This window comes from Winogradskyella sp. PC-19 (assembly GCF_002163855.1).
In the GTDB taxonomy this organism is placed as follows: domain Bacteria; phylum Bacteroidota; class Bacteroidia; order Flavobacteriales; family Flavobacteriaceae; genus Winogradskyella.
In genome coordinates this window covers 2,690,823-2,703,528 of sequence record NZ_CP019332.1, presented here as the reverse complement: position 1 = coordinate 2,703,528, position 12,706 = coordinate 2,690,823, and the positions used below count along the sequence as shown (strand labels likewise).

Below are 12,706 nucleotides of genomic sequence, written 5' to 3'. Positions count from 1 at the left end.
ATTATTAATGATTATTTATAAAATCATTATTTTGTTTTAGCTATTTCGCCAGACTTTACTTTGGCCATATATGCTTTTAAGTCTTTTGCGACGCTTCCACTCATCATATACAATCCAATAAGATTTGGTATTGCAAGTGTTAAGAACATCATATCTGCAAAATCAATTACTGCTCCTAAACCAATTGATGCTCCAAGAACAACCGTTAATAGGAAAACTATTTTAAATATGTTTGTTACCAATTTAGTTTCTCCAAAAATACTTTGTGCAGCTTGCACGCCGTAGTATGACCACGTTAGTATTGTTGAAAATGCAAATAAGAAAATTGCTATTGTTAAGAATATACTTGCTCCAGGAATAACCTTACCGAAAGCAACTGCAGTTAAAGCAGAACCAGTTGCTTCTTCACCTTGGTAAGTACCAGTGAATATTAATACTAAAGCAGTTAATGTACAAACCACAACCGTATCAATAAATGGCTCTAATAATGCTACAAAACCCTCAGAAACTGGGTGCTTAGTTTTTGCTGCCGAATGGGCAATTGATGCAGAACCTAAACCAGCTTCATTACTAAACGCTGCGCGCTGAAAACCTAATACTAATACACCTAAGAAACCACCATAAATAGCTTGTGGATTGAAAGCCCCATCAATAATTAAACTGAATGCACTTCCAACTTCAGTGATGTTGGCACCAATAACAATTACACACATTAAAATGTATAGAGCTGCCATAGATGGCACTACTTTTTCTGTTACCTTAGCAATACCTTTTAATCCACCAATAATTACAATACCAACTATAACGGCAATACCAATACCAATAAATGTTTTGGCAATACCTCCAACTCCTAAAACACTCGATAATTGTGCCGTAGCTTGATTAGCTTGAAACATTGAACCTGCAGCAAATGCTGCTAGCATAATAATGACAGCATAAACGAATGATAAACCTTTACCTACACCTTTAAATCCACGCTCAGCAAAACCTTTTTTCAGATATTCCATTGGTCCACCTGAAATGGTACCATCTTCTTCTAAGGTTCTATATTTTACACCTAGTGTACACTCTACAAATTTTGAGGACATACCTAAAAGACCTGCTAATATTAACCAAAATGTTGCCCCAGGACCACCAGTAGCTACTGCGACAGCAACACCAGCAATATTACCTAAACCTACTGTACCTGATACAGCAGTAGCTAATGCCTGGAAGTGAGTAACTTCACCTATAGCTTCTGGATCATCGTATTTACCTCTAACCAAATCAAGAGAGTGCTTAATTCCTCTAAAGTTTATAAATCTAAAACGCAGTGTAAAAAAAAGCGCTCCAAGAATTAACCAAATTACCATAAAAGGTACTTTTATAGTTCTATCGGTTCCGTTTGGATTTTTTAAAACCACTCCGTTTTCATCCTTAACTCTGTTGTCATATAAACCAATTGCGTGAAAAGGGTCAAAAAAGAAATATGTATCCATAAACCCTACAACTGGTGCAAAAGCTGCACTCATACTCTCAGGCACAGAATTAGTTGGAACTTCAAACGTTAACTCTTTCTCTTTTCCGTTAGCATCTACAACCTTAACTGAATATTCTTTTCCTTCTGTTGCTCCGTTAATAACACTAGTCTTAGTATCTACAGATTTTTCAGACCAAAAATATTGGTACGGTGCTTGACCACCTTGCACATCAATAACAATTTTTGCTGTATTAAGCTCATCAGAGTCATCAGTAACTTTCTGTGTAACAGATAAGTCTTGCGAAAAATTAAATAATGGTAATAGAATTGTAAAAATTAGTAGAAGAGATTTCTTCATGAGTACAGTATTAGTTAGTTTATTAAAGTAGCTGACAAGATGCTAAAAAAAAATGAGTTTTTAAAGCTTGGAGCGTTAAAAAGGATTAATTGCTAATCGATGTTGTATTCAGAATTTAATTTTTCAATTTGCTCTGGTTGTCCTAAGACAATTATTTTTGAACCTGAAATTAGTTTTATATCTGCTTCAGGATTTACAATATATTCGCCTTCGAGATCTTTAAAACCTATAACCGTACAACCTGTTTTTTTTCGTAAATCTAAATCTCTGATAGTTTTAATTTTATTTGTGTTGTAGAGTTTTTCAACTTCGATTTCTTCAATATTAATATTCTTACTACCAACAATCGATAAATTATCAATAAACTCTATTAAATCTGGCACAACAACTAAAGACGCCATATGGTCACCACCAATACGGTCTGGAAGAATTACATTATTTGCTCCAGCAAGCTTTAGTTTATCATATGATGTTTCTTGCGATGCGCGGCTTATGATACACATATTACTATTTATTTGTCTTGCTGATAAAACAACAAATAAATTATCGGCATCGTCTGGCAAAGCAGAAATTAAAGTACTAGCATTTTTTACACCAGCTTTTATTAGTGTTTCGTCTTCATTTGCATTTCCGTGAACAAAAGGAATCTCGTCACTTTGAAACTTTTCGACCAAGTCTTTATCCTGCTCTATAATAACAAAAGGTCTTTTGTAAGACAATAGCTTCTTTGCTGCTTGTTTTCCATTTCTTCCATAACCACAAATAATAATATGGTTGGTTAGCTTGTCTATTTTATTTTGCATCTTTCGCTGTTTTAGGTCTTCAAAATTATTTTTACTTAGAATAAATTCGGTGATAATAGAGATTGCATAACCTACAATAACAACACTAGCTAGAATCAGAAAAATAGTGAAAATTTTTGAAGGCGTATCTAGAGGATTTACTTCAGCAAAACCAACTGTTGTAATAGTAATAACAGTCATATAAACTGAGTCTACCCAACTATAATCTGATATAAATCGGTAGCCTAAAACACCAATACACATGACTACTAAAAGTAAAGATAGTGCTGTGTAAATTTTGGATTTAAAGAGATTTAATATTGGATTCAACATAAATTATAGATCAAAAACCGAACTTCTTTTTGTGTAAATAATATCTTTTATACGTATCCAAAATGCTAAAAACAAATAAACCGCAAAGCCAAATCCTACTGTTACAAAAGTGAGATAAATAAAAGTTGTGCGTACCACTTTTGCTCGGATACCCATACGATCTGCGATACGCTGGCAAACATAATAGCCACGCTTTTGAAAATACAATAACAAACTGTAGAACAATTTCATAACTGCAAGTTATTGATTTTTTGAGATTAATTGGCTACCAATTGCACATTGTAAACATTTATTTTTATCACAATATTCGGTTTTAAGCTGAATTAATCCTTGAGAAGTCATTGCCGATTTACCAATTGCTTTTAGGCTTAAAAATTTATCTACAATACTATTCTTTTCAATTTTTATAGATTTTATGAGTTCAAAAATCTCTTCTTCTGATGACTTTCCTAAAGATTTTAAATAGCCGAATTTTATAGGCAGAATCGTATTGATTAACAATAAATCTATAAATGATTTTGTCAATTTCTTTTTTACAGATTTTGAAGTTTTTGAAAATGTATAATGTGTTTTCCAGAATTCAGTCGTTTCAACTTCAAATAAATTATAAAAGTCTTCAGTAGCATTTAATTCAATTATTTTTGAAAATAAGCTTTGCTCTCTATTAAAAAGAGCTGCTAGTTGAGATAAGCGTATCGTTGGAAAATTTGGTGGTCGCAACCTAAAAAACTGTAATGGCAAAACACCTTGATTATTCAATTGAAACTTTTGCTTTAAAAATTGATAGCGTTTCTGTAGTTCGATATAATATATATCTTGTATATCATCTTTTAGTAATTCAGCCTGACCAAAAAGTAAGGCTTCTAAATCTTTAATATTATGTTTTACTTTTCTTACTACTGAAAAATCTACCGAATTGGATAAACTCAAAAATGATTCGCCATTCACTTTCAAACCAAAGTTTTTGCAAAGCATTTTAAAAAGTACAGCTTCCCAATCGTTTTTTGAAGTTTCAAGAAGTTGATATATGTCTTCAGATTTTCGTTCTAAACGCTCAATATATAATCGCTCTAGCCAATTATTAAAACTAAATTCATCTACTTTAGGGAAATCACTTTCGCAATTAATCCAAGCTTTTGATTGCATGAGTTTTTTATAATTATTCAGTAAACCTTTATCGATATAATTTTTAAGCTCTAGAGTTGGAATTTCAGTATTGTCTTTCCTGAAAATATCGGTGTCATGTTCCCAAACGACATGCAGAATTACATTATCATAATTGGTATCAGTTTCGTGATTATGCACATACCAATCGCTAGATTTTATGTGTATCTCTACATTACCAGCCCATTTTTGACTGTTAATTACTAATTGCGAATTAAAAAAATCTGGACCTGCATTAAAATTATGCTGTCCAAGATTAATTATAGAAATTGATTCACCATTTATTGACTTCAAATTTGAAGTATCAAACCGTTTATGTTTCCAAACAAAATGAAGAAAGTCTTCTTGCATGCTCTAAAATAAAAAATCCCGAGCAATGCTCAGGATTTTTATTTAATTCTATTTTAAAATTACAATGCACTAATAATATCGTGCTTGGTAATAATATGATATTTCCCGTTTTCTAAATCAACTAAAACTGCATTGTTTTCTTTATTAATAAGCTTGGAGATTTCTTCAATCTTGGTGTTCATCTTAACCACTGGATAAGGTTTACTCATTACCTCTTTGATTGGTAGGTCAGATATGTTTTTGTCTTCGACATAACGTCTAAACAAATCAGTCTCATCAACAGCACCAACAAAACCTGTAATATCTTCTACTGGTATTTGCGAAATTTTAAAAGTTTTCATTCGCTCAATAGCATGCGACACCAACTCTTCTGTTTTTACCGTAACTAAAGGTTTATCTGAGTGATCTTTTATTAAGTCTGAAGCCACTGTAACTTCATCTTCTATAAAACCGCGTTCGCGCATCCAATCGTCATTAAACATTTTACCAACATAACGACTACCGTGGTCATGATATAATACCACAACAACATCATCAGGTCCAAAATGTTCTTTTAATTGTAAAACACCTTTGATAGCTGCACCTGCAGAGTTACCAAGAAACATGCCTTCTTCTTTGGCTAATTTTTGTGTATAAACTGCTGCGTCTTTATCAGTTACTTTTGTAAAACCATCAATAACGTCAAAGTTTACATTGGCTGGTAATATATCTTCTCCAATACCTTCGGTGATGTATGAGTAAATTTCATTTTCGTCAAAAACACCTGTTTCATGGTATTTTTTAAACACAGAACCATAAGTGTCAATTCCCCAAACTTTTACATTTGGATTTTTCATTTTTAAATAACTTCCTACACCAGAAATTGTACCACCAGTTCCAACACCTACGACAAAGTGAGTAACTTTTCCGTCGGTTTGTTCCCAAATTTCTGGACCTGTACTTTGAAAATGTGCTTTACAATTACTTGGATTATCGTACTGATTAACATACCAAGAATTTGGAGTTTCTTCGGCTAAACGTTTTGAAACTGAATAATAACTTCTTGGGTCAGTTGGCTCTACATCTGTTGGACAAACCACAACCTCTGCACCAACAGCACGCAAAATATCCATTTTCTCTTTAGACTGCTTATCACTTAATACAAAAACACATTTGTAACCCTTTATAATCGCAGCCAAAGCTAATCCCATACCTGTATTACCCGAAGTACCTTCAATAATAGTTCCGCCTGGTTTTAATCTTCCATCTGCTTCGGCATCCTCAATCATTTGAAGTGCCATTCTATCTTTTACAGAATTTCCTGGATTAAAAGTTTCGTATTTAGCCAATACTAAACATGGTAAATCTTCAACTAATTTGTTCATTTTTACCATTGGCGTATTACCAATAGTTCCTAAAATATTTTCTGCGTAGTCCATAATATTATTTTGCGTTGCAAAGTTACTCTAAAAGTTAAAAAGCAAAAGTTAAAAGACTATTATGTTTTAGTCGAAGCGTATTGCTTTTACTGGCGAAATTTTTGAAATAATGATTGAAGGTATAAGAAGCATCAATAAGCATACTACAAAAGTACCTACATTAAGTATAAGAATGTAGTCTAGGCTAATATATACTGGCGCTTCACTAACATAATAGGTGTCTGGATTTAAAGGAAAGAGCTTGAAATATTTCTGAGCAAACAACAATCCTAATCCTATAATATTTCCCCAAAACAATCCTAAACCGACTAAATATGAGGCATTGTATAAAAACACTTTTCGAACAGACCAATTAGCGGTACCCAAAGCTTTAAGAATGCCAATCATTTGTGTGCGCTCTAAAATTAAGACTAGTAACGCAGTAATCATATTAATACCTGCAACCAAAATCATAATTGCAATTATCCCATAGGTATTACTATCAAAAATCTTAATCCAATCAAAAACGGTATTATACTTTCTGGTAACAGTTGTTGACTTCATTAACGAAGGTACTTCACGGTAAACAGCTTCTCCTTTTTCTTCAATTTTAGAAAAATCATCAATAAAAACCTCAAAAGCACCAACTTCATTTTCTTCCCACTTATTAAGACGCTGTATATGTCTAATATCGGCAATGCAGAATTTTTCATCCAATTCCTGAAAACCTGAATTATAAATACCTACGACTTCAAAATTCCGTATTCTTGGCGGACGGTTTAAATCTTCTCCAAATAAAGATTGAAATGTATCACCAACTTTAAATCCTAATCGATTAGCAAGATATTTTGAAATTAAAATTTCGTTATTCAGTTTTCCAGTAAAATCTGGTAAGCGTCCATCAGTAAGAAATTCTTCAAAATAATTCCACCTGTAATCTTTACCAACACCTTTAATAAAAACACCTTCAAAATCAGTTTTTGTTCTTATAATGGTGAATTTATTTGCAGTACCTTGAATATGGGTTACGCCTTCAACAGTTTTAAAATCCGGGTAGAAATCTTGGTCTAAACTTAAGGGCACTTGAGACTCGTCCGACGCATTGGTATCATAATTATCGATAATTATATGACCGTTAAACGCCACAACTTTATCTCTGATTTTTTGTTGTAACCCTAGACCTGTTGCAATAGCAATAAGCATTACTATGATGCCAATAGCAATAGCAGCAATACCAATTTTAATTATTGGTGCCGAAACACTACTTTTATACGTTTTACTGCCAATTATGCGTTTGGCTATAAAGAGTTCGAAATTCAAAATAAATCTAAGCCGTTTATGATGTTCAAAAATACAGTTTTATTATTGGTTTTAATGATGATGTCTTGTGGTTCTAAAGCAGATAATAATAAAACCGAAAATAATGAAGTTCCGAAACAAAATCAGCGTGAAAAAGAGATTATTGTTGGCGCCAATCAAACTGAAAAATATTTGCCAATATTAAATGGAAAAAAGGTCGGTATTGTAGCGAATCAGACGTCTGTTATTTTTGAAACCGAAGGTGATTCTATTTACTTAGTTGACCCAGAAACTGATGAAGTAGTGTTTGAAAAATATGCCTATCCTTACACTCACCTCGTTGACTCACTTTTAAAGTTGAATGTAGACATCAAAAAAGTATTTTCTCCAGAGCACGGTTTCAGAGGAAAAGCAGATGCTGGGGAATTGGTGAAAGATGGCAAAGACACAAAGACTGGTTTAACAATTCATTCTTTACATGGAAAACATAAAAAACCAACGAAGGAACAACTAGATGGTATAGACATCATGGTTTTTGACATACAAGATGTTGGGGTTAGATTTTATACCTATATATCGACATTACACTATGTGATGGAAGCTTGTGCTGAGCAAAACATTCCGCTTTTAATTTTAGACAGACCAAACCCTAACGGTAATTATGTTGATGGGCCAACCTTAGAGAAACAACATAGCAGTTTTTTAGGTATGCATCCAATTCCGTTAGTTCATGGAATGACTATTGGAGAATACGCAAAAATGATTAATGGTGAAGCTTGGCTTAACAACAGTGTAGCTTGCGACATTACAATTATAGAATTAGAAAATTACTCACACGAATCCTCTTATAATTTACCGATAAGACCTTCTCCGAATTTACCAAACGACCAATCCATAAAATTATATCCAAGTTTAGGTTTATTTGAAGGTACTACAATCAATGCTGGTCGTGGAACAGAATTTCAATTTCAACGTTATGGCTCACCTAACTTAGATAAGAATCATTATGATTTTAACTACACACCTGTTTCTAATTTTGGTGCTAAATACCCTAAATACCAAAATAAAGTTTGCTATGGCGTGGACTTATCTGAAATAAAAGCTGAAAGAAGATTTACCTTAAAATATGTTATAGACGCTTATAAACATGCTAAAGACAAGTCTAAAGTTTTTAATACAGCAAACTTCACAAAACATGCAGGGACAGAAAATCTACAGAAACAAATAGAAGCAGGTAAGACTGAAACTGAAATTAAAAAAAGCTGGCAAACTGATTTAGAAGCTTACAAACAAAAACGTGAAAAATACCTAATCTACGACCGAGCTTAAAGTGTTACCTACTAGTTTTGGCTTAGGGAATTCCTCAATAATATTAACTACAAACACTATTCGAAGTGGTGATTGTATGGCAACAATTACATTGCGTCCTTTATTTAGTTTATACAAAGGTAGCTCATAAGATGTACCATCTATTCTAAACATTACATCCTCAAAATCTGTATTATTTGCGGTATATACGTAGTTTATTTTTTTATCACTTTTTAAAATGATTGCATCTTTTGACGCGTTTAATTTATGAATTAAACCAGAAGCTTGAACATTGTTATTTTTATGTAAGACAGCCTTTCCGGATTGGGAAAAGGAAACATGCGCAAATCCTAGCAATAAGATTGCGAATATAAATCGGGGGAATATTTTCATTCAAATTTCTCTTAAGTCAAACAAAATTGTTTTCCTCAATAGAATTAATTAATCTTGGTTAAGATACGAGAATAATGCAGTTTTAGATTACGTAAAATTTTTATTCGATGTATCGTTATTAAAAATCGATATAAGTAACTAAAATAAAATCACTCTAACTCTGAAGTAAGCGTTGGTTTTTCATAAGGCTGAAAAGGTTGTTTCAGTAAATCTTTGATATTACTATTCTTCACCTCATCAGGAAAAACATCAACACCATAGACTAATTTTTCGCGGTCCATATACATATATGTTCCAAATAACCTGTCCCAAACTGAGAATATATTTCCGTAGTTAGAATCTGTATAAGGCAACCTGTAATGATGATGAATTTTATGCATATCAGGAGAAATCAGCAAATAACTAATCACTTTATCAACTGCCTTTGGGAGTTTGATATTAGCATGAGTAAATTGTGTGAAAATTAGAGATAAAGCTTGATATAGCATAACAATTGCTATTGGAGTGCCAACAACAAAAACCCCAAGCAAAGTAAAAGTAAATCTTATAACACTTTCAATAGGATGGTGTCTATTTGCCGTGGTTGTATCTACTTTATGGTCGGTATGATGTACCAAATGTACCATCCACAAAGGCTTTACTTTGTGCTCGACAAAATGAGCTAAATAAGCACCAAAAAAATCGAGTAAAAAAATACCCAAAAACATGTATGCCCAAAGTGGTATTTCTGGCAACCAATTTATAATTCCAAAATTATTTGCTTTTACCCAATCAGCAGACCATAACAGCAAAAAAGCCAATCCAAAATTAATAGCAATAGTTGTTAATGTAAAGAAGAAATTTGGCACAGCGTGTTTCCACTTCTTATAATCAAATCTAAACAATGGTAATACACCTTCTAGTAGCCAAAAAAAAGTAATCCCAGAAACTAGTATTAAGCTTCTGTGCGAAGACGGAATAGTTTCGAAATAGTTGTATAAAGTTTCCAATATTATCGATTTATATCTACAATGCTTTGCGCTTGTTTCTTGTATAATAAAGATAAATCTTTTTCTAGAATTGAAAAATTCTCAGTGTCGTTTCTTAAACGATAGGCCGTGTATTGCAGAAATTTCTCTAAAGGTTTATTGACATCTTGCAAACCAAGCTCAGCTATTTTATTCAATTGACGTAAAACTTTTCGAGACTTATTTTTTATTAAATCTTGTTTTAGTTTTGTTAATTGAATGCGCTGAATTAATGCTTCTTTATTTTCTAAACTTTGGTCTTCTGACAAAATCTGCTCTGCTTCATTGAAATAAATATTAGATAACTCTAAAATCTCATCTCTAACTTTATCATTCACCAAAATGCTGTAATCTATATATTTTGAAGCCAAATAAAATGTCGAATAAAAGTCCTTGTTGGTATGATAATTAATTAATTCTTGCTTTAAAAACGATGTGTTTAAATTATACTTTGTTACAAATTTAGAAAAATTAAGAACCTCAGTAAAAGCACCAGAAGTACCAATAATATTCCCATTAGCATCCATAATCTTAAGCGAGTCATCTTCAAATGCATCAATATAACTTTGACTTCTTTTCACTTTTAAGTCTTTCATTAACTCTCCATAAAAATCATCATCAACTTTTACTGGAATAAAATAAGTCCATAAAAACTCTTTAATAACAGGAGATTCAAAAAGATTTCTTAGATATACGTCTTTACCGTTTTCGTCTTTAACAATTGCTGGAAAAGGAATCTCTAACGATCTACTCCATGCCATTATAATAAGCTTATTCTCACTTCTAGCTTTGATTTGGGCAAACTTTAAAGGTGTCATCCATTCTCTTATTTGGGCATCACTGCTTTGAAAATAAATGGATAGTAATAGAATACAAATTATTTTTCTCATAGGTATTATTTGATTCGAGCTTTCATAGCTTCAACTATATTAAAAGCAGCTGGACATATAGCTACATTTTTTAGTGTCAAATTAGATATTTGCTGAAACTTCTTTCTATCCGTATGCGGAAACTCACGACATGCCTTTGGCCTAACTTCATAAATAGAACAGTAATTATCAGCGCCTAAAAATGTACAAGGTACAGACTGCAAGACGTAATCATTTTCTTCATCTAGCCTCAAAAATTGTTCCGTAAATTGCTGTGGTTTCATTTTAAAATGTTTTGCAATACGCAAAATATCTTTATCGGTAAATAATGGCCCTGTTGTTTTACAGCAATTGGCGCACTCTAAACAATCGGTACGTTCAAACTCTGCTTCATGCAAATCTTGCATGATATAATCTAATTGCTTTGGTGGCTTTTTTTTAAGCTTCTTAAAAAACGCTGCATTCTCTTTATGCTTATCTTTGGCGAGCTTTGGTAGATTATTAATGTAGTCTTGCATAAAAACAAAGTTACTTAATATGAAAGACATTTTCGGAAAAGCGATGTTAGATTATTACTCGGATAATTATTCTGAAGACCTTATTACATCTACTAATATTTCTGATGAAGATGTATTGCCTCTTCCCTACTTATTTAGAGCGTATACCGAAATGCCAAAGCTTGAACAAAAGGCGTTACAGTTAGCAAAAGGAAAGACGCTTGATGTTGGTTGTGGCTCGGGTAGTCACAGTCTGTATTTACAACAAAACGGTATTGATGTAAAAGCCATTGACATATCAAAAGGTGCAGTAAACGTTGCTAGCCAGCGTGGTGTTTTGAATATTGAATTAAAACCACTCTTAGACGAAACTGAAAACTTTGACACCATCTTACTCCTAATGAATGGTACAGGGATTTTTGAAGAAGTCCTACAAGTTTCGAAATATCTGAAGCATTTAAAATCTCTTTTAAACCCTAATGGTCAAATCTTAATAGATTCTTCTGATATTAAATACATGTTCGAAGATGATGATGGCGGTACTTGGCTAGATTTAAGTGGGGGTTATTATGGTGAATTAGATTATTACCTCAGCTACAAAAACGAAAAAGAAGAACCAATGAAATGGCTGTACCTCGATTTTGAGACTTTAAAACTAGCTTGTAAAACGCTTGGACTAAAATGTGAGAAAGTTATGGATGGTGAGCATTTTGATTATTTGGCTAGATTATTCTAAAGTAAACTTAAAGGAACCTTATAAGAAACCTCATACCTTATGACCTCTTCCAGATAATTAGCAGGTAACCATTTGGGAGAATTACGTAACTTCTTCATTAGTTTTTGATTGTTAATTTCTTCCAACGTTTTAGCATTCTTTAAACTGAATTTACTCAAACTTCCATCCTTCTCTACGACAAATGAGATTCTACAGTAGTTTTGAGGATTAAAATAATCTATTTGAAAATTCGGAAATCCCAAATATTTAATAAAATCAGTTTCTTGGTTGCTAACTAAAAACTTTGGCTCCATTCCAAATGACACAAAAGAATACACATAGCCTGAATCAATTTTAGGCTTTACTATTTCGAGAAATTCATTTGTTTTTTTAAATTCAATAGCAGCTTCTTTGCGTGCTCTAACGTATATATCATCCCCATATTTTTGAATGATTAATTCTTCTGTTGTCTTTTTATAACATTCTGAATAATTAGAGGACACGCAACCACCATTTTCAAACGATATTTTATATTGATTTTTTAGGTAGCTATTGTAAAAATCCGCAAAACCATCAAATTTAATATCTAAAGTTAATCCATATGATTTAGACACAAAAAAACCTTTATCAGCATCAGAAATTGCATCTTTGACTCCTTCTTCACAAGTTGGCATTTGAATATACTCTACACTTTTCTGTGCTTTAGAAAAAAAGAAAAAAATAAAGATGATAAAGGTTAATTTAAATCTAATCATATACAAAACAAAAAATCAT

At 32.4% G+C, this 12,706-nt stretch carries 13 protein-coding genes; 2 read left to right on the top strand and 11 right to left on the bottom strand.

The window, feature by feature from the left end:
- Positions 1 to 26: 26 nt before the first annotated feature.
- The 6 genes from BTO05_RS12495 to BTO05_RS12470 form a co-directional block, all read right to left on the bottom strand.
- Positions 27 to 1,817, bottom strand: coding sequence for an alanine/glycine:cation symporter family protein (locus BTO05_RS12495; protein WP_087492994.1), 1,791 nt, complete (start codon positions 1,815 to 1,817; stop codon positions 27 to 29).
- A gap of 92 nt (positions 1,818 to 1,909) precedes the next feature.
- Entirely contained in the window at positions 1,910 to 2,932 is a 1,023-nt protein-coding gene (locus BTO05_RS12490) for a potassium channel family protein (RefSeq protein ID WP_087492993.1), read from the bottom strand.
- A gap of 3 nt (positions 2,933 to 2,935) precedes the next feature.
- The gene (locus tag BTO05_RS12485) at positions 2,936 to 3,163 is read right to left on the bottom strand and encodes a PspC domain-containing protein (RefSeq protein WP_087492992.1); all 228 of its coding nucleotides are present in this window, start codon (positions 3,161 to 3,163) and stop codon (positions 2,936 to 2,938) included.
- Between the two features lie 9 nt (positions 3,164 to 3,172).
- On the bottom strand, positions 3,173 to 4,447 hold the full coding sequence (locus tag BTO05_RS12480; protein ID WP_087492991.1) for a DUF2851 family protein: 1,275 nt from the start codon (positions 4,445 to 4,447) through the stop codon (positions 3,173 to 3,175).
- A 59-nt stretch (positions 4,448 to 4,506) separates the two neighbouring features.
- A complete protein-coding gene (locus BTO05_RS12475) occupies positions 4,507 to 5,865 on the bottom strand; it encodes a pyridoxal-phosphate dependent enzyme (RefSeq protein WP_087492990.1) in 1,359 nt (452 codons plus the stop codon).
- 66 nt (positions 5,866 to 5,931) lie between these two features.
- Positions 5,932 to 7,164, bottom strand: a complete 1,233-nt coding sequence (locus BTO05_RS12470) for an ABC transporter permease (protein ID WP_087492989.1) — start codon at positions 7,162 to 7,164, stop codon at positions 5,932 to 5,934.
- A gap of 18 nt (positions 7,165 to 7,182) precedes the next feature.
- On the opposite strand from BTO05_RS12470, the gene BTO05_RS12465 reads away from it, so the two are divergent.
- Positions 7,183 to 8,472, top strand: a complete 1,290-nt coding sequence (locus tag BTO05_RS12465) for an exo-beta-N-acetylmuramidase NamZ domain-containing protein (protein ID WP_087492988.1) — start codon at positions 7,183 to 7,185, stop codon at positions 8,470 to 8,472.
- Here BTO05_RS12465 and BTO05_RS12460 read toward each other — a convergent pair.
- From BTO05_RS12460 to BTO05_RS12445, 4 genes are all read right to left on the bottom strand, one after another.
- Positions 8,452 to 8,844, bottom strand: coding sequence for a hypothetical protein (locus BTO05_RS12460; protein WP_087492987.1), 393 nt, complete (start codon positions 8,842 to 8,844; stop codon positions 8,452 to 8,454). The genes BTO05_RS12465 and BTO05_RS12460 overlap by 21 nt on opposite strands.
- 149 nt (positions 8,845 to 8,993) lie before the next feature.
- Entirely contained in the window at positions 8,994 to 9,833 is an 840-nt protein-coding gene (locus tag BTO05_RS12455; RefSeq protein WP_087492986.1) for a sterol desaturase family protein, read from the bottom strand.
- 2 nt (positions 9,834 to 9,835) lie between these two features.
- Complete coding sequence (locus BTO05_RS12450; RefSeq protein WP_157662587.1) at positions 9,836 to 10,741, bottom strand: hypothetical protein; 906 nt, start codon at positions 10,739 to 10,741, stop codon at positions 9,836 to 9,838.
- Between the two features lie 5 nt (positions 10,742 to 10,746).
- Complete coding sequence (locus BTO05_RS12445) at positions 10,747 to 11,238, bottom strand: YkgJ family cysteine cluster protein (RefSeq protein ID WP_087493360.1); 492 nt, start codon at positions 11,236 to 11,238, stop codon at positions 10,747 to 10,749.
- Positions 11,239 to 11,257: 19 nt separating this feature from the next.
- On the opposite strand from BTO05_RS12445, the gene BTO05_RS12440 reads away from it, so the two are divergent.
- Entirely contained in the window at positions 11,258 to 11,953 is a 696-nt protein-coding gene (locus BTO05_RS12440) for a class I SAM-dependent methyltransferase (RefSeq protein WP_087492984.1), read from the top strand.
- Here the strand turns inward: BTO05_RS12440 and BTO05_RS12435 are convergent.
- Entirely contained in the window at positions 11,950 to 12,687 is a 738-nt protein-coding gene (locus BTO05_RS12435) for a hypothetical protein (protein ID WP_087492983.1), read from the bottom strand. The two genes, BTO05_RS12440 and BTO05_RS12435, sit on opposite strands and share 4 nt — an antisense overlap.
- Positions 12,688 to 12,706 lie beyond the last annotated feature (19 nt).

What these genes read in the sequence shown, in the direction of transcription:
- BTO05_RS12435 (WP_087492983.1), bottom strand. Translation starts at nt 12,687, where the DNA reads ATGATTAGATTTAAATTAACCTTTATCATCTTTATTTTTTTCTTTTTT.
- BTO05_RS12475 (WP_087492990.1), bottom strand. Translation starts at nt 5,865, where the DNA reads ATGGACTACGCAGAAAATATTTTAGGAACTATTGGTAATACGCCAATG.
- BTO05_RS12465 (WP_087492988.1), top strand. Translation starts at nt 7,183, where the DNA reads ATGATGTTCAAAAATACAGTTTTATTATTGGTTTTAATGATGATGTCT.
- BTO05_RS12450 (WP_157662587.1), bottom strand. Translation starts at nt 10,741, where the DNA reads ATGAGAAAAATAATTTGTATTCTATTACTATCCATTTATTTTCAAAGC.
- BTO05_RS12495 (WP_087492994.1), bottom strand. Translation starts at nt 1,817, where the DNA reads ATGAAGAAATCTCTTCTACTAATTTTTACAATTCTATTACCATTATTT.
- BTO05_RS12445 (WP_087493360.1), bottom strand. Translation starts at nt 11,238, where the DNA reads ATGCAAGACTACATTAATAATCTACCAAAGCTCGCCAAAGATAAGCAT.
- BTO05_RS12460 (WP_087492987.1), bottom strand. Translation starts at nt 8,844, where the DNA reads ATGAAAATATTCCCCCGATTTATATTCGCAATCTTATTGCTAGGATTT.
- BTO05_RS12490 (WP_087492993.1), bottom strand. Translation starts at nt 2,932, where the DNA reads ATGTTGAATCCAATATTAAATCTCTTTAAATCCAAAATTTACACAGCA.
- BTO05_RS12440 (WP_087492984.1), top strand. Translation starts at nt 11,258, where the DNA reads ATGAAAGACATTTTCGGAAAAGCGATGTTAGATTATTACTCGGATAAT.
- BTO05_RS12485 (WP_087492992.1), bottom strand. Translation starts at nt 3,163, where the DNA reads ATGAAATTGTTCTACAGTTTGTTATTGTATTTTCAAAAGCGTGGCTAT.
- BTO05_RS12480 (WP_087492991.1), bottom strand. Translation starts at nt 4,447, where the DNA reads ATGCAAGAAGACTTTCTTCATTTTGTTTGGAAACATAAACGGTTTGAT.